The organism is Actinomadura sp. NTSP31 (genome assembly GCF_041951385.1).
Taxonomy (GTDB): Bacteria; Actinomycetota; Actinomycetes; order Streptosporangiales; family Streptosporangiaceae; genus Spirillospora; species Spirillospora napierensis.
Genome location: NZ_JBGNUT010000019.1, coordinates 66608 through 82777 on the forward strand (window position 1 = coordinate 66608; position 16170 = coordinate 82777).

Here is a 16170-nt window from a genome sequence, read left to right on the forward strand (position 1 = left end):
GACGCCGCGGACGTCCGGAGAGGTGGCCATGAGCGCCAACGACGGTGGCAACACCTACCTGGAGAAGGTCGTCGCCCAGCAGGCCGTCCTGGAGGACGGCCTGCGGTCGCGCCGCTCGGCCCCGCCGCCCGGGGCCGCGCCGCCGCCGGGGCCGCTGGCCAAGCGGGACCGCGCGCTCGGCGGCGGGCCCGCGGAGCCGGCCGAGGCGGGCCCCGTCGAGGTGCGGATCAAGGGCTTCTGGCGGTGGAAGAACGTGCTGGTCCCGCCGAACGCCTTCGTCGTGCACACCCGGCGCGGGCGCGCGGAGCCGCTGCACATCGGGCTCGGGATGTCGTTCCGGTTCAACCCGTCCACCGACTCGTTCCTGGTGGTGCCGGGCGCGACGCAGACCATCCTGATCAACGCGTACTGCATCTGCAGCGAGCTGCAGGGCGTGCTCGTCCAGGGCTACGTCCAGTGGATCATCCAGGACTTCGCGACCGCCTACCGCAAGCTCGACTTCGGCGACGCGCAGGACCCGATGCGGGTGGTGAACCTCCAGCTGCGCGAGCAGGCGGAGGCGGCGATCAAGGACAAGGTCTCCAGCATGGGCGTGCGGGACGTGCTGAGCGACAAGCAGCCGATCATCGAGGAGCTGACCGCGCGGCTGCGCGCCGTGGCCGAGGGCGAGGACCACAGCGACCGGGGGCTCGGGCTGCGGATCGTCACGGTGCAGATCAAGGAGGCCGTGGTCAGCTCGTCGCGGCTGTGGGAGAACCTGCAGAAGCCGTACCGGGCCGAGCAGGGCCGGATCGCGCGGCTCGCCGAGCTGGAGGCGGCGGAGGCCGTCGCGCAGCGGGAGATGGCGGCGGAGCGGGTGAAGGAGACGCAGCGGCTGGAGCACGAGCGGGAGCTGGCGGAGCTGCGGTCGCGCAACGAGGCCGAGCGGTTCGACACCGAGACGTCGGAGAAGCTGCGCCGCACCCGCCGCGAGCACGACGACGCCCGCGAGGTCGCCGAGCTGGAGACCGAGACGACCCGGCACGCGCTGCGGATGGAGCGGGAGCGGCACGCGGAGGAGGCCGAGACGGGACGGCTGCGGATCGAGCGCGACCACGAGCTGAACCGGCTGCGGGTCGAGGGCGAGCTGGCGCTCCAGGAGACGCGGTCGCGGTCGCACCACGAGACGGCGCTGCTGGGCCTGGAGCGCGACCGGGCCCGCGCCGCGATGGACAACGAGCAGGCGCCCGCGGCGATCCAGGCGCGGCTGATCACCCGGCTGCCCGACATCCTGGAGCGGCTGCCGAAGCCGGACGAGGTGCGCACCGTGACCGTCAACGGCGCCGACCAGACGAGCCTCGCCGGGCTGCTGACCCAGCTCACCGCGGTGATCGGCGCGCTGCGCGCGGCCACCGCCGAGGGCCCGCCCGTCACGGGCGGGGCGCCTCCGGAGGGAAACGGACGGGCAGGGCGGTGAGGGCCCGGTGGAACGGGCCGGGACGCCATTCCAGCTCGTCCGCCGGGACGGCCAGCTCCATGTCGGGCAGCCGGTCGAGCAGCGTCTCGATCGCGGCCGAGGCGATGAGCCGCGCGTGCCCCTTGGCCGGGCAGGTGTGCGGCCCGGCGGCGAACGCCAGGTGCGCGCGGTTGCCGGTGCGCTGGTGCGGGGTGCGCGACGGGTCGGTGTTCGCGGCGGCGTAGGAGATGACGACGGGCTGGTCGGCGGGCAGCAGGTGGCCGTGGAAGTCGACGTCCTGGCGCGGGAACGTCGCGCCGAAGTTGGCCATCGGCGGGTCGGTCCACAGGATCTCGTCGAGGGCGTCCTCGACGGGGAGGCTGCCGCCCGACAGGTCGCCGCCGAACCGGTCGTCGGACAGCAGCAGCCGCAGCCCGTTGGCGATGAGGTTCTGCTCCGGCTCGGTGCCCGCGCCGAGCAGCAGCGCCAGCTGCTCGGCCATCTCGTCGTCGTCCAGGTCCGCCGGATGCCCGATCATCCACGACGTCACGTCGGCGCCGGGCTCGGCGCGCTTGTGCGCCACCAGGTCCCGGGTCGCCTGGTTCAGCACCGCGTTGGCCTCCTCGGCGGACGTGCCGTCGAAGATGCCGCTCATCCCCTGGACGAGCCGGTCGCCGATCTCGGGCGGGCAGCCGAACAGCTCGTTGAACACCAGCAGCGGCAGGACGCGCGCGTACTGGCCGATGAGGTCGGCCTCGCCGTCGGCGGCGAAGGCGTCGACGAGCCGGTCCGCGGCCGTCTCGACGTGGCCGCGCAGCGCGCCGGTGTCGACCCGGTCCAGGCTGTCGGTGATCACCGAGCGGAGGCGGGCGTGCACGGCGCCGTTGGCCGACAGCGTGTTCGGCCGGTACATCAGCATCGGCAGGACGGGGCAGTCGGCGGGGACGCCCCGCTGCCAGCGGCTGCCGTCGCGCGGGAACCGGCCCGGGTCGCGCATGACCTCCAGCGCCGCGTCGTAGCCGATGACGAGCGTCGCCGGGACGCCGGGCGCCAGCTCGACGGGCGCGACGCCGCCGTGCGCGCGCAGCGCGGCGTACACGCGGCCGGGGTCGGCGGCGAACTCCGGCCCGTAGAGCCGGCCGGGCTCGCCCGTGCCCTCCTCGCGCGCGGGACGGGTCTGGTCGATGGTCACGGGGTCTCCTGGCCGGATGCGAGCAGATGGTCGACAAGGGCGATCAGCGCGTGCGTCGAGGACGTCCGGTCGCGCGCGTCGCAGCTGACCAGCGGCGTCGACGGCGCGAGGTCGAGGGCCTCGCGGACCTCGGCGTCCGGGAACTCCGGCGACCCGTCGAACCGGTTGACCGCCACCGCGTACGGCAGTCCCTGCCGCTCCACGATGTCCATGACGGCGAACGACTCCGCCAGCCGCGCGGTGTCCACCAGGATCAGCGCGCCGAGCGCGCCGCGCGCCAGATCGTTCCAGAGCCGGGTGAAGCGCTGCTGGCCGGGCGCGCCGAACAGGTACAGGACGAGGTCGTCGCTCAGCGTCAGCCGGCCGAAGTCCATCGCGACGGTGGTGGTCGTCTTGTCGCGGATGCCGGCCAGGTCGTCGACGGCGGCGCCGGCCTGCGTCATCCGCTCCTCGGTGCGCAGCGGCCGGATCTCCGACAGCGTCCCGACGTAGGTCGTCTTGCCGACCGCGAAGTGCCCGACGATGAGGATCTTGACCGCGGTGCGGACCGTCTCGCGCAGGTAGGGCCCGCTTCCCACCACGCCGGCTTCAGTGCCTCCCGAGGGGGGACGACCCCCCACGCCCCCCGGTCCGGCTCCGCCGGCTTCAGTGCCTCCCGAGGGGGGACGACCCCCCACGCCCCCCGGTCCGGCTCCGCCGGCTTCAGAGACTGGCGCGGAGTCCATCGAGCACCTCCTGCAGGAGCCGGGTCCGGGACGGCTGGGCGGCGGGCGACGGCGCCCGCGTGGTGAGGTGCCCGCCGTCGACCAGGTCGGACAGCAGCACCTTGGTCACCCCGACGGGCAGCGACAGGTGCCCGGCGATCTCCACGACCGACAGGGCGCCGCCCCGGCACAGCTCCACGATCCGCACCTTCTCCGGGGACAGCCCCGTGCGCGGCAGGCCGCCGGTGGAGATCACCAGGGTGACCAGGTCGAAGACGTTGCGGGACGGGTGCGCCCGGCCGCCGGTGACGACGTGCGGGCGGACCAGCGCCCGCCGGTCGCGGCGGCTCATGCGGGGCTGCCCGCGCTCGGCCGCGGCGGGCTGCTCAGCTCCTTGCCCAGCCGCTGCACCAGCTCCTGGAGCCGGAACGACACCGTCTCCATGTCCACGTGCTGCGTCGCCGACACCGCCAGGTACGCGCCCGGGCCCGCCGCGACGAGGAACACGTACCCGTCGTCGAACTCGCTGACGGTCTGCCGCCAGGTCGTGCCGGCGTCGCCGCAGAACTCGGCGGTGCTGCGGGCCAGCGACTGCAGCCCCGACATGCCGGCCGCCTGCCGTTCGGCGTCGTCCCGGCCGATCCGCTCCGAATGGGCGATCAGCAGCCCGTCGGCCGACAGCAGGATCGCGTACCGCGTCTCGGGCATCCGCAGGGCGTCGTCGAGCATCCACCCGAGCCGGTTCGTGCCGTCGTCCATCGCGCCGTTCCACCCCTCGTTCATGGCCGCAGGTCCTTTCCTTCAACGCCCGGCGGCGGCGCCGGAGTGCCGCCGGACGGCGTGCCCGTGCGGCCGGACCGGGTGCCGCGCTGCCAGGCGCCGAGCCCGGCCGCGGTCTCGCGCGGCGGCCGCACCGGATTGCGCCACGCGTCCGGCCCGCCCGCGGCGTCCGCGCCGTCCGCGGCGGCGTCCGGCCCGCCCGGCCCGCCCGGTTCGGGAGCGCGGTCGGCGACCGCGACGCGGCTGCGCTTGGGCAGCCCGTTCTCGGTGGACGGCGGGCCCGCCGCCACCGCCGCGGCGCGCTCGCCGGGCCGGCCGGCGCCGGACGCGGCGGGCCGCGCACTCGGGTCGTCCGGGATGTCGGTGAGCAGCGCGTTCGGGACGAACACGATGGCGCGCACGCCGCCGTAGGGGGAGCGGGAGTCGACCGACACCGTGAACCCGTACCGGGCGGCGAGCACGCCGGCGACCGCGAAGCCGACCCGCGGCGGGTCGCCGAGCCGGTGCACGTCCACCGACGCCTCGCCGGACAGCAGTTCGGCGGCGCGCTGGAGCTCCTCGGCGTCCATCGCGACGCCCGCGTCGTCGATGGTGATGGCGACGCCGTTGTGCGTGGTGCGGAAGTTGACCTCGACGGCGGTGTCGGGACGGGAGTGCCGGGCGGCGTTGTCCAGCAGCTCGGCGAGGGTGAGCACGACGGGCTCGACCGCCCGGCTGGTGACCGCGACGTTCACCGGCCCTTCGAGGTTGACCCGCAGGTAGTCGCGGATGCGGGAGGTCGCGCCGCGCACCACGTCGGTCATCGAGGACGCCGAGCGCTGCTGGCCCGGCCAGGACCCGCACAGCACGGCGGTGGCCTGCGCGCGCCGGCCGAGCTGGGCGTTCATATGGTCGATGCGCAGCAGGCCGTCCAGCACGTCGGGGTCGTCGTGGCGCTCCTGCATCGTGGAGATGGCGAGCTGCTGCTCGTTGGCCAGGCTCTGCACGGCGCGCATCATCGCCCGCAGCGTCGACTTGGCGGACTGGTCGGCCCGCGCCCTGACCCGCTCGGCGGACCCGGCGAACAGGTCCATCACCGTCTGCAGGGACTGGCCGAAGGCGGGCGCCTTGCGGGTGAGGTCGTGCAGCGGGCCGGCGACGCGCATGCCCGGGTTGTGGAGCGAGTCCATCAGCTCGGGCAGCCGGACGCCGGCCAGGTGCCGCAGCTCCTTGTCGCGCAGCTCCACGCCGGCGGCGAGGACGGCGTTCTGGTCGCGGAGCTCGGCGGTCAGCCGCCGCTGGCGGCCCAGCAGGACCGCGGCGGCGAGGCCGGCGCCGGCCACGATGACGAGCGCCGTCGCCAAGAGGATTTGCTCCATCGGTTCCTCGTGCACAGGGGAGTCGGGCGAGGCGGGCCCGCGAGGGGGACCGCCTCTTGGCCGGTGGGGGGTGGGTTCGGACGGCGTCGGCCGCAGGTGGTGGGCCGCGGTTTCGTGACCGTAGGACGGGGCGGCGCGGGGGCGCTTGTGCTCGCGCGCAGAGAACTTGCCGCCGGGCGCATGCCACGATCACCGGCAGTCCGATACGCGTTACTTTCCGGCGTGTCCTCCTGATTTGGCGGCGGCGGCCGTACTACTCTCACCTGCGGCGGGACGCGTGATCACCTGCGCGCGCGGTGCCCGGTTCCGGACGCCGGCCCGCCCCGGAACAGGGACGGCACGGCGGAGGGGCCAGCGTGGACGACGGCGCCTACCAGCTCGTGCTGCGCCGGTCGGACCAGCTCGGCTGCGTCCGCACCGCCGGCCAGGTCCGCCGCGAGCGCGCCGACGGCTACCGCTTCCTGCTGCCGCTCGACGGCGAGCTGACCCTGGTCCAGGACGGCCGGGAGGCGCGGCTGCGCCCCGGCACCGGCGGCCTGGTCACGCTGGCCGCGCCGTTCCGGGTCGGCGTCGCCCCCGGACCCGGCGCCGTCCAGGGCGTCCGCGCGAGGGACGGGGCCGGGCGCGGGCGGGCGTTCGTCATGACGATCCCGGCGCGCGAGATGGACCGCCGGCTGCGCCGCCCGTCGCCGGTCGCCACCGGCCTCGACCTGTCCGCCGGCCTCGGCCGGGTCGTCGCCGACATGGTGCGCGCCGTCGGCGAGGAGCGCCGCGCCCTCAGCGCGCCGCAGTTCGACGCCGCCTGCGACCGGATCACCGAGCTGCTGTGCGTGATCGTCGCCGGGCGGCAGGGGCCCGCCGCCGCGCCCGGCCACCTCGCCGAGGTGGAGGCGGTGGTGCGCCGCTACGTGCGCGAGCACGCCACCGAGCCCGGCCTGACCGGCGCCGCGATGGCGCAGGACCTCGGCTGGTCGCTGCGCCAGGTGCAGCTCGCCCTGCAGCACGCCGGGACGACGCCGCGCGAGCTGATCCGCGAGGAGCGGCTCCGGCTCGTCCGGGACCGGCTGCGCAACCCGCAGGACCGCGACGTCACCATCACCGACATCGCGCACGCCACCGGGTTCTCGTCGGCGAGCGCGCTCAGCACCGCCTTCCGGCGCCGGTTCGGGGTGAGCCCCCGCGAGCTGCGGCACACCGCGCACTGATCGGCCGGCTCAGGTCAGGCCAGGTCAGGCCGGCGCCGCGGGCAGGGTCACGGTGACCTCGAGGCCGCCGTCGGCACGGGGGCGGGCGGTGACGTGGCCGTCGTGGGCCCGCACGATCGACTGCACGATGGACAGGCCGAGGCCCGCGCCCTTGGCGGTGACGAGCCGGTCGCCGTCGAGCCGGCGGAACGGCTCGAACAGCCCCGGCACCTCGTAGGACGGGACGGCCGGCCCGGAGTTGGCGACCTCCAGGACGGCCCGCCCGTCCCGCGTGCCGGAGGTGACCCGCACCCAGCCGCCTTCGCCCGAGTTGTGCCGGATGCCGTTCTCGACGAGGTTCTCCACGACCCGTTCGAGGAGCAGCGCGTCGCCGGTCGTCATGGCCTCGCCCGGTTCGGTCTTGACGCCGATCCCGGCCTGCTCGGCCTCCGGCGCGGTGCGCGCGGCGACGTGCCCGACCACGTCGGCCAGGTCGACGGGGGCGCGGCGGGTGATCTCGTTCTCCGAGCGGGCGAGCAGCAGCAGCCCGCCGATCAGCCGCTCGTGCCGCGAGGTGATCTGCAGCAGGTCCTCGCCGAGCCGCAGCACGTCCGGGGACGCCGTCCTGCGGTGCATCGCCACCTCGACCAGCGCGCGGCCGAGCGTCAGCGGGGTGCGCAGCTCGTGCGAGGCGTTCGCCACGAAGCGGCGCTGCCCGTCGAACGACCGGTCGAGCCGCTCCACCATCGTGTCGAAGGTGTCGGCCAGCTCCTTGACCTCGTCGTGCGGCCCGTGCAGCGCGATCCGCTCGTGCAGGACGCGGTCGGCGGCGGGCGCGGCGGCGATCCGCCGCGCCGTCTCGGTCACCCGGTGCAGCGGCGTCAGGACGCGGCCGGCGATCAGCCAGCCGAACGCGATCGCGGCCCCGCCGACGACCAGCAGCGCGATCGAGCCCTCCACGACCAGGGACTTGGTCGCGGCGGCCTGGTACTCGTCGTGCTGCTTGCGCATCATCCGCTCGATGTCCGCGGCCGCCTTGTCGTTGCCGGGGATGCTCCGGGACGCCCCGTCCACGTTCATCAGCGTCCGGTCCCCGCCGTTGGGCGACGACTGCTGCGTCGTGACGCGGGCGAGGACCTTCGTCCCGGACCCGTCGAGCTGCTGGGTGAACAGCGCGTAGGTGACGCCGAGGAGCACCAGGCCCGCGGCGAAGAACAGGCCGCCGTAGGTGAGGGTGAGGCGGGCGCGCAGCGAGATCCGGCGCGGGCCGCCGATCGTGGGGATCTTCACGGGATCCGGTACCCCGCTCCCTTGACGGTCTCGATGACGGGCGGTTCGGCGAGCTTGCGGCGCAGCTTCAGGACGGTCAGCCGGACCGCGCCGGTGAACGGGTCGGCGTGCTCGTCCCACGCCTTCTCCAGCAGCTGCTCGGCGGAGACGACCGCGCCGTCCGCGCGCAGCAGCTCGGTCAGCACGGCGAACTCCTTGCGCGCCAGCGGGACGTACCGGCCGTCGCGGAACACCTCGCGGCGCGCCGGGTCGAGGGTGATGCCCGCGCGGCGCAGCGTCGGCGGCGCGGCTGGCCGCGACCGGCGGCCGAGCGCGAGGACGCGGGCGGCCAGCTCGGGGAACGCGAACGGCTTGGTGAGGTAGTCGTCGGCGCCGAGGCCGAGCCCGGCGACCCGGTCGGTGATCTCGGCGGCGGCGGTCAGCATGAGCACCCGGGCCCCGGCGCCCCCCGCCACCAGTTCGCGGCAGACGTCGTCGCCGTGCACGACCGGCAGGTTCCGGTCCAGCACGACGACGTCGTAGTCGTTGACGCCCGCGCGTTCGAGGGCGGACGCCCCGTCGTGCGCGAGGTCGACGGCGTGCGCCTCGTCCCGCAGCCATTCCGCGATCGCGTCGGCGAGCAGCCGTTCGTCCTCCACCACCAGCACCCGCATGCCGTTCCTTCCGCCAGGTCTGACCGCCGATGCTGCCCGGTGGCGTGTTTCCTCCCCGTAAGGGCGCGCGGCCGGGCGGATCCGGGGCCCGGCGGAAACGGTGAGGAAACGCCGGACCGCGTTGCATCGCTCCTCGTCGGGCCGGAACACGTCCGGCCGCCGAACGAGGAGACGACACATGCGACTGCGGACTCTGCGGACGAGCGGGGCGGTGGCGGCGCTGCCGCTGGTGCTGGCGCTCACGCTGACCGGCTGCGGCTCGGGCGACGACAAGGACGGCGGCGTGGCGTCGGCGAACGGGGACAAGCAGGTCGCCGCGACCAAGTCCGCCGGCGGGAAGGACGCGGGCCTGAAGTACGCCCAGTGCATGCGCGAGCACGGCGTCCCGATGGACGACCCGAAGGACGGCCGCTTCACGATGAAGCTCGACGGCAAGACGCCGAAGGCGACCGTCGACAAGGCGCAGGAGGCCTGCCGGCAGTACAACCCGATGGAGAACGGCGCCGCGAGGCCCGATCCGAAGATGCAGGAGAAGGTCCAGGCGTTCGCCGAGTGCATGCGCAAGAACGGCGTCGAGAAGTTCCCGGACCCGAAGCCGGGGCAGCAGGGCATCATCATGGACCAGAAGCTCAGCGAGGACCCCGACTTCAACGATGCCCAGGCCAAGTGCAAGGACATCATGGGAGGCGGTCCGAAGTGACCGCGCTGGAGGAGCGGGTGCCGGCGGAGGAGGGCAGGCGCCGTTCCCGGCGGCGCCGGCCGGGCCGGCGCGCGGCCCTCGCCGCGCTGGCCGCCGTGGCGGTGGCCGGCGGCGCGGCGGCCGTCGCGCTGAACACCGGCGGCGGCTCCGGCAAGGGCCGGGCGTCGGCGCTCCCGCCGAGCACCACGCAGGTCACGCGGCAGACGCTCAGGGACGAGCAGACCGAGGACGGCCAGCTCGGCTACGGCCCGTCCTACACCGCGACGAGCCGCCTCCAGGGCACGCTGACCAAGGTCCCCGAGAGCGGCGACGTCATCAAGCGGGGCCAGCAGCTGTACGAGGTGGACGGCGACCCGGTCGTCCTCATGTACGGCTCGAAACCGGCGTACCGCCCGCTGACCGTCGGCACCGAGGGGTCGGACGTCGAACGGTTCGAGAAGAACCTCAAAGCGCTCGGCTACGACGGATTCACCGTCGACAAGGAGTACACCTCCGACACCGCCGAGGCCGTCGAGGAATGGCAGGACGACCTCGGCCTGGACGAGACCGGAACGGTGGAGCTGGGCCGGGTGGTGTTCGCGCCGGAGCCCATCCGGGTCGACAGCCTCCAGGCGAACGCCGGCGACCCGACCGGCTCCGGCCGCAAGGTCCTGACCTACACCGGCACCGACAAGGCCGTCACCGTCGAGTTGGAGACGACCGACCAGCGGATGGCCCGCAAGGGCGCCGAGGTCGACGTCACGCTCCCGGACGAGACGACCGTCACCGGCAGGATCGACGAGGTCTCCACGGTGATCCAGCCGGGGGAGGGCCAGGAGGACCCGACGACCAAGGTCGAGGTCACGATCTGGCTGCGGTCGTCGAAGGCGCGCAAGGCCGCCGCGAAGTACGCGCTGGCCGCCGTCGACGTCACCTTCACGGCCGGCTCCCGCAAGGACGTGCTGACGGTGCCGGTCACCGCGCTGGTCGCGCTCGCCGAGGGCGGCTTCGGCGTGGAGGTCGTGAAGGGCGCGGCGTCGGCGTACGTCCCGGTGAAGACGGGGCTGTTCGCGGACGGGCGCGTCGAGGTGTCCGGCCAGGGCATCGCCGAGGGCACCGTCGTGGGGACGCCGAAATGATCGAGCTGCGCGGGGTGACCAAGGAGTATGCGGGCGGCGTGCGGGCGCTCGGCGGGGTGTCGCTGCACGTCGGGGCCGGTGAGCTGGTCGCGATCGTGGGGCCCTCGGGGTCCGGGAAGTCGACCATGCTGAACGTGCTCGGCACCCTGGACCGCCCGACGGCCGGGACCGTCCGCATCGACGGGCACGACGTCGGCCGGCTGTCGGACTCGGCGCTGTCGGCGCTGCGGGCGAGCCGGATCGGGTTCGTGTTCCAGCAGTTCCATCTCGCCTCGGGCACCCGCGCGCTGGACAACGTCGCCGACGGGCTCCTGTACTCGGGGCTGCGGCCGTCGGTGCGGCGGCGCCGCGCGGCGGACGCGCTGGAGCGCGTCGGGCTCGCGCACCGGCTGCACCACGAGCCGCACGAGCTGTCGGGCGGCGAGCGGCAGCGCGTCGCGATCGCCCGGGCCGTCGCGGGGGAGCCCGCGCTGCTGCTGGCCGACGAGCCGACGGGCGCGCTGGACTCGGCGTCCGGCGAGGGGGTGATGGCGCTGCTGCGCGGGCTGCACGCGGCCGGCACCACCGTGGTGATCATCACGCACGACCGGGAGATCGCGGACGGGCTGCCGCGCCGCGTCCGGATGCGCGACGGCCTGGTGGTCGAGGACTCGGCGCTGCCCCCGCTGGAGAAGGCGGAGGCGGCGCGGTGACCGCCGGGACGCTGCGCCCGGCCCGGCTGGGGCCGGGCGACGTGGTGAAGGTCGGCGCGGTGGGGCTGCGGACGCGGCCGATGCGGGCGTTCCTGTCCGCGCTCGGCATCGCGATCGGGATCGCCGCGATGGTCGCGGTCGTCGGCGTGTCGTCCTCGTCGCGCGCCGACCTCGACCGCACGCTCGCCTCGCTCGGCACGAACCTGCTCACGGTCACGCCCGGCAGCACGCTGACCGGCGGGCAGGCCCAGCTGCCGCTGGAGGCCGAGCGGATGGTCGGGGGCATCGCGCCGGTCGACCAGGTGTCGGCGATCGGGCTGCTGGACGGCGCGAAGGTCTACCGGAACGGGAAGATCCCGAAGGAGCAGACCAGCGGGATCGCCGCCTACGCGGCCCGTACCGACCTGCGCGACGCGACGGGCGCGCGGCTGCGCAGCGGGGTCTGGCTGACCGCGGCCACGCAGGACTTCCCCGCGGTGGTGCTCGGCTCGGCCGCCGCGAACCGGCTCGGCATCGGGCACGCGGGGCCGGAGGTGCAGGTGCTGGTCGGCGGCAAGTGGTTCACCGTGGTCGGCATCCTGGAGCCGGCGCCGCTCGCGCCCGAGCTGGACTCGGCCGCGCTCGTCGGCTGGCCGGCGGCGCAGCAGCGGCTCGGCTTCGACGGCCACGCGACGACGATCTACACGCGGTCGCAGGACGCGAGCGTGGAGCAGGTCCGGGACGTGCTGGGCGCGACGGCGAACCCGGAGGCGCCGAACGAGGTGCAGGTGTCGCGGCCGTCGGACGCGCTCGCGGCCAAGAAGGCGGCGGGGGAGGCGTTCACCGGGCTGTTGCTCGGCGTCGGCGCGGTCGCGCTCCTGGTCGGCGGGGTGGGGGTGGCCAACACCATGGTCATCTCGGTGCTGGAGCGGCGGGCGGAGATCGGGTTGCGGCGCTCGCTCGGCGCGACGCGCGGTCAGATCCGCACCCAGTTCCTCGCCGAGTCGCTGCTGCTGTCGGCGCTCGGCGGGCTCGGCGGCGCCGCGATCGGAGCGCTGGTCACCGGCGGCTACGCGGTGTCGCAGGGGTGGCCGGTCGTCATCCCGGCCTGGGCGGTGCTCGGCGGTGTCGCGGCGACCCTGGTCATCGGGGCGGTGGCGGGCCTGTACCCGGCGATCCGGGCGTCCCGCCTGTCGCCGACGGAGGCGCTGGCCGCGCACTGACGCGATTGACATAGTGACAACTATCTGAATATCGTCCGCTATATGGATAGTGACAGCGATGGGAAGCCGCGGCGGCTGACCCGCGCCGAGGCCAAGGCGCGCACCAGGCGCCGGCTGCTGGACGCGGCGGCGCACGTGTTCGCCCGCAAGGGCTACGCCGGGGCGTCGGTCGAGGAGATCGCCGAGGCGGCGGGATTCTCGATCGGCGCCCTGTACTCCAATTTCGGCGGCAAAGAGGAGCTCTTCCTCGAGCTGGTGGCCGGCGGCGCCCGGGCGCGGGTCGAGCGGGGCCGGCAGATCGTCGAGGCCGTGCAGGCTGGCACCGAGGAGCCCGAGTCGGCGCTCGGCCGGTTCTTCACAGAGGCCGCGGACAAGGACGACGACCTGCCCCTCCTGCAGGCGGAACTGTGGCTCTACGCCATGCGGAACCCGCAGCTGAAGGACGCGCTGGCCGCCGCGCAACGCGAGCCGCAGGCGGCCCTCGAAGCGCTCATGGAACCGGTCCTGGCGCGCGTCGGCGCCGCCGGCGCGGTCCCCGCCTCGACCGTCGCCACGGTCGCGAGCGCGATGTTCCAGGGCCTGGTGCGGCAGCGCCGCCTCGACCCGTCCAGCGTCCCGGACGACCTGCTCCGGCAGGCGATGCGCTGGCTCTTCGCCGGCATCGCCGCCACGTCCGGCCCGTCGCCCGAGGACCCGTCGCCCGAGGAGGAGCCGTCGTGACCCGCCAGGACCTTCCCCTGCCCCGCCGCGCCCCCGCCATCGCGGGCACCCGATCCGTCACGCGGGTCTACCTGACGGCGGGCCTGATCATGGGCGCCGTCTGGGCCTGGAACGCCGGCGAGCCGGTGTGGGAGCACGCCCTCAAGTTCGGGCTGCTGCTGTTCGCCGGCGTGCCGCTGCTGCACCTGGTCCGCAAGCGCCGGACGGCCGGACGCCCGCAGGAGGGGCCGCGGCTGTCGCTCGCCCGCGCGGTCGCCGCCAAGGGCGTCCTGCTCGCCGCCGCGCTCCTCGCCTCGTACCTGCTGCGGTCGACGCCGCACGGCGACCTCTACGTCGCCGCCGCCCTGGCCGCCGCCATCGCCGGCATCGGCCCCCTCCTGCACCGCCACCTCGTCGTCGGCTGACGCCCTCCCGGCTACCCCGCGAGCAGGTCCTGGAGTTCGCGGACGGCCTCGCGCAGGCGGGCGGCGAAGTCGTCCATCGCGCCCGCCACCGGCCGCGGAGTGCTCAGGTAGACGTTGAACCGGTCCGGAAGCAGGACGTAGGCGACGCCGATGCACTGCTCGCTCGTCGACCCGAACCCGAAGTACCTGATGTGCACCGACGGCGCCGAGCTGGTGCTCAGGTAGTCGTCGCGCATCGTCACCCAGCCGGGCGCGTCGAACAGCCCGAGGTGCTCGGTGACGCCGAGCTCCGCGCCGCGCCGCTTCTGGATCAGCTGCAGCTCCCACAGGTGCTGCTCGGGCGCGTGCCCGGTCTGGCACTCCCGGGCCCGCCGGACGTGCGCCTCGGCGGCGGCGCGGAAGGCGGCGCGGCGGGTGTCGTCGCCCGCCTCCGGGTCGTCCATCGCTTCGACGAACCGCAGCACCTCCGGGGTGACGACGCGCATCGCCTCGGTGCGGCCGTTCTGGTACTGCCGCGTCGCGATGGACTCGTAGGTGGCGCCGGTGACGCCCTTCGCCCGCCGGTGCGCGAGCTGGTAGGCCATCTGCACGAACGCGTCCGGGGACGTCTTCAGCCGCTTGGCCCGCTCGGAGCCGAAGTCGCCGAACGACACGCAGGTCGTGGCGGTCGCGGCGGCGTAGGCGCCGAACGCGGCGGCGGCGTCCCGGATGTCGGCGCGCAGCGCGTCGTCCAGCGCGAACTCGATCGCCTCGATCGCCGGCAGGCCCTGCGACCGGGCGCCGGCCCGCTGCGCGTGCGCCTCCGCGGACGAGCCGAGCAGCGCGTCCACGAAGCCGAGGATCGTGGTGCCGTCGAGGCCGCAGTGCTCGACGTTGATCCCGGCCGTCCCGTCCGCGAAGACGACCAGCGAGACGGCCTTGTCGAACCAGCGGTTGCCGCTGTCGCCGTGCAGCAGGGCGTCGCACGCCTCCAGGTCGCCCTCCGGCGCGAGGTCCTCCAGGCAGAGGCAGAACAGCGCGGTCTCGACGTCGTCCAGCGCGCGGGCGTTGGCGGGGCCGGCGGCGAGCAGCGCCTCCCGGCTCGCCGCCCACTCGGCGCGCGCCTTGGTGGTCAGGTGCCCGGGGGACGGCTCCGGCGCGGGCTCCGCCTTCATGATCGTGCCGAGGCCGGCGACGAGCTCGTCCAGCGCGTGCGGCACGCCGTCCGGGCCGATCACGTCCATCCGGATGATGTTGCCGCGGTAGAGCACCGCGATGTGCCTGGCCTGCGACGGCCCCGGCCATTCGGGGCTGTGGGGGGCGCGGACGGTGTCCTGCTCGGCGCCGGGGATGCGCGTCGCGGAGAACAGGAACTTGTTCTGCTCCATCGACTGCGGGACGCCGCGCTGCAGGATCGGCGGGATCTCTTCGGCGTCGAGCCGCAGCTTGTAGTCCAGCGCCCCGGCGATCAGCCCGGCGGCGCGTTCGAGCTGCCGTTCCCCGGTGTCCTGGAACAGGAAGAAGAAGTTCGCGTTCAACGCGATCCGGTCGCGCCGCCCGAGGTAGCGGTACGGCCAGAAGGTGTCCAGCCAGCTGCGCACGCCGGGCTGCGCGTCGTAGCGTTCGAGCGCGGCGTGCAGCTTGCGGCCCGGTCCGTCCGGGCGGGCGAACGCCTCCACCTCGGCGCGCGTCGCGGCGAGTTCGGCGTCGGTGAGCAGCGGCGCGCACCACTCCAGGAACCGCTTGCAGGTCTCGTCGAGCGTGGGGAGCGGCACGCGGGGGAGGGCGTCCTCGTTGCCGAAGGTGCGGGTCGAGGGTTCAGGGCTGGCGTTCAATGCGCTCCTCGTTCTCGGTGCCTTTGGTTCACTGGGAGGCCGCCGCTCACCGGGCGGCCCGCGTGGTCACTCCCCGCGCGGCCGCGACAGGTACAGCCCCGCGTAGAGCCAGCCGCCGGTCTCGGCGCCGGTCGGGTCGACGCCGGCGTCCGCCAGCCTGTCCAGGACCAGCGACTGCTCCTCGGCCGTCGCGAACCGCCGCTGTCGGAACAGCCCGTCGTGCCGGACGGTCGCGTACCCCGCCGCCGCGAGGGCGTCGGCGATCGGGTCGAAGGGGAACATGCGCAGGATGAAGTGCGCCATCCAGGGCCTGCGCCCGCCCGCCGCCTCGATGACGCGCCCGACGGTGCGCTCGGTGACGTATCCGAGGCAGCCGGTCGAGATGACCAGGTCGGCGCGGGCGAGCTGCTCGGCCTGCGCGGGCGCCGGGTCGCCGTCCTCCAGGTCGGCGTGCACGGCGCCGTCCAGGAAACCGGCGTCGAGCGCGTAGGAAAGGGCGTTCTCGGACGCGTCGAGGCCGATGAAACGGACGCCGTTCGCACGTTCACCGGAATGGACCAACTCACGGTCGCGGGACAGGAGGGCGGCGCGGGAGAGCCGCTGGGCGTCGGGGCCGCCATAGCGATCGTACAGCTCGGCCATGGTGACGCCGTATTTCAGCAGGGCCGCGTTGATGCCGTAGGAGCAGCCGATGTCCACAACGGTGGGGACCGGCACCTGCCGCGCGTCCCGGTATTCGGCGATGAGCCGGGAGAAGTGCGGCTTGGCCAGCTCCGGGATGTTGTAGTCGAGTTCCCGCAGGGTGCTGAAGTAGGCGCGTGGGTCCGGCTCGGTGTAGATGTGGTCGAGCGAGATCTTTCCTGTGGTGTCGACGCGCACGTGGCGGTCCTTCCTGCAGGGCGCGGGCCTTCCCGGACAGCGGTT

The 16170-nt window shown here is 74.5% G+C and carries 17 protein-coding genes; 8 read left to right on the forward strand and 9 right to left on the reverse strand.

Annotation, left to right across the window (positions count from 1 at the left end; all coding sequences use genetic code 11):
- The first annotated feature begins 28 nt into the window (after positions 1–28).
- Positions 29–1456, forward strand: coding sequence for an SPFH domain-containing protein (locus ACA514_RS29205; RefSeq protein ID WP_375044458.1), 1428 nt, complete (start codon positions 29–31; stop codon positions 1454–1456).
- Here the strand turns inward: ACA514_RS29205 and ACA514_RS29210 are convergent.
- The 5 genes from ACA514_RS29210 to ACA514_RS29230 all read right to left on the reverse strand — a co-directional run bounded on the left by ACA514_RS29210 (position 1410) and on the right by ACA514_RS29230 (position 5469).
- A complete protein-coding gene (locus tag ACA514_RS29210; protein WP_375044459.1) occupies positions 1410–2627 on the reverse strand; it encodes a cytochrome P450 in 1218 nt (405 codons plus the stop codon). The two genes, ACA514_RS29205 and ACA514_RS29210, sit on opposite strands and share 47 nt — an antisense overlap.
- Positions 2624–3208 (reverse strand): ATP/GTP-binding protein, encoded by a 585-nt coding sequence (locus ACA514_RS29215; protein WP_375044460.1) that lies wholly within the window; start codon positions 3206–3208, stop codon positions 2624–2626. The genes ACA514_RS29210 and ACA514_RS29215 overlap by 4 nt, the downstream gene beginning before the upstream one ends.
- A 121-nt stretch (positions 3209–3329) precedes the next feature.
- On the reverse strand, positions 3330–3683 hold the full coding sequence (locus ACA514_RS29220) for a DUF742 domain-containing protein (RefSeq protein ID WP_375044461.1): 354 nt from the start codon (positions 3681–3683) through the stop codon (positions 3330–3332).
- Positions 3680–4114, reverse strand: a complete 435-nt coding sequence (locus ACA514_RS29225; RefSeq protein ID WP_375044462.1) for a roadblock/LC7 domain-containing protein — start codon at positions 4112–4114, stop codon at positions 3680–3682. The genes ACA514_RS29220 and ACA514_RS29225 overlap by 4 nt, the downstream gene beginning before the upstream one ends.
- Entirely contained in the window at positions 4111–5469 is a 1359-nt protein-coding gene (locus ACA514_RS29230) for an ATP-binding protein (protein ID WP_375044463.1), read from the reverse strand. The genes ACA514_RS29225 and ACA514_RS29230 overlap by 4 nt, the downstream gene beginning before the upstream one ends.
- Positions 5470–5825: 356 nt before the next feature.
- Here ACA514_RS29230 and ACA514_RS29235 point away from each other — a divergent pair, with 356 nt between their 5' ends.
- On the forward strand, positions 5826–6674 hold the full coding sequence (locus tag ACA514_RS29235) for an AraC family transcriptional regulator (protein ID WP_375044464.1): 849 nt from the start codon (positions 5826–5828) through the stop codon (positions 6672–6674).
- Between the two features lie 24 nt (positions 6675–6698).
- Here the strand turns inward: ACA514_RS29235 and ACA514_RS29240 are convergent, their stop codons facing one another.
- On the reverse strand, positions 6699–7943 hold the full coding sequence (locus tag ACA514_RS29240; protein WP_375044465.1) for a sensor histidine kinase: 1245 nt from the start codon (positions 7941–7943) through the stop codon (positions 6699–6701).
- The gene (locus ACA514_RS29245; RefSeq protein ID WP_344284910.1) at positions 7940–8596 is read right to left on the reverse strand and encodes a response regulator transcription factor; all 657 of its coding nucleotides are present in this window, start codon (positions 8594–8596) and stop codon (positions 7940–7942) included. Before ACA514_RS29245 ends, ACA514_RS29240 begins: the two co-directional genes overlap by 4 nt.
- Positions 8597–8774: 178 nt before the next feature.
- On the opposite strand from ACA514_RS29245, the gene ACA514_RS29250 reads away from it, so the two are divergent.
- Genes ACA514_RS29250 through ACA514_RS29275 form a run of 6 tightly spaced genes read left to right on the forward strand, consistent with a single transcriptional unit; the run spans position 8775 to position 13432 of the window.
- Positions 8775–9296, forward strand: coding sequence for a hypothetical protein (locus tag ACA514_RS29250; protein ID WP_375044466.1), 522 nt, complete (start codon positions 8775–8777; stop codon positions 9294–9296).
- Positions 9293–10414 carry a peptidoglycan-binding protein gene (locus ACA514_RS29255; RefSeq protein WP_375044467.1) on the forward strand — a complete coding sequence of 374 codons (1122 nt, stop codon included), beginning with the start codon at positions 9293–9295 and terminating at the stop codon, positions 10412–10414. Before ACA514_RS29250 ends, ACA514_RS29255 begins: the two co-directional genes overlap by 4 nt.
- Positions 10411–11106 (forward strand): ABC transporter ATP-binding protein, encoded by a 696-nt coding sequence (locus tag ACA514_RS29260; RefSeq protein WP_375044468.1) that lies wholly within the window; start codon positions 10411–10413, stop codon positions 11104–11106. Before ACA514_RS29255 ends, ACA514_RS29260 begins: the two co-directional genes overlap by 4 nt.
- Positions 11103–12308, forward strand: a complete 1206-nt coding sequence (locus ACA514_RS29265; RefSeq protein ID WP_375044469.1) for an ABC transporter permease — start codon at positions 11103–11105, stop codon at positions 12306–12308. Before ACA514_RS29260 ends, ACA514_RS29265 begins: the two co-directional genes overlap by 4 nt.
- A 42-nt stretch (positions 12309–12350) precedes the next feature.
- Positions 12351–13028, forward strand: coding sequence for a TetR/AcrR family transcriptional regulator (locus ACA514_RS29270; protein WP_375044470.1), 678 nt, complete (start codon positions 12351–12353; stop codon positions 13026–13028).
- Positions 13025–13432 (forward strand): hypothetical protein, encoded by a 408-nt coding sequence (locus tag ACA514_RS29275; RefSeq protein ID WP_375044471.1) that lies wholly within the window; start codon positions 13025–13027, stop codon positions 13430–13432. The genes ACA514_RS29270 and ACA514_RS29275 overlap by 4 nt, the downstream gene beginning before the upstream one ends.
- Positions 13433–13443: 11 nt before the next feature.
- Here ACA514_RS29275 and ACA514_RS29280 read toward each other — a convergent pair whose 3' ends face one another.
- Together ACA514_RS29280 and ACA514_RS29285 are read right to left on the reverse strand one after the other, a co-directional pair.
- A complete protein-coding gene (locus tag ACA514_RS29280; RefSeq protein WP_375044472.1) occupies positions 13444–15246 on the reverse strand; it encodes a choline/carnitine O-acyltransferase in 1803 nt (600 codons plus the stop codon).
- 66 nt (positions 15247–15312) lie between these two features.
- Positions 15313–16125, reverse strand: coding sequence for a class I SAM-dependent methyltransferase (locus ACA514_RS29285; protein ID WP_375044473.1), 813 nt, complete (start codon positions 16123–16125; stop codon positions 15313–15315).
- Positions 16126–16170 lie beyond the last annotated feature (45 nt).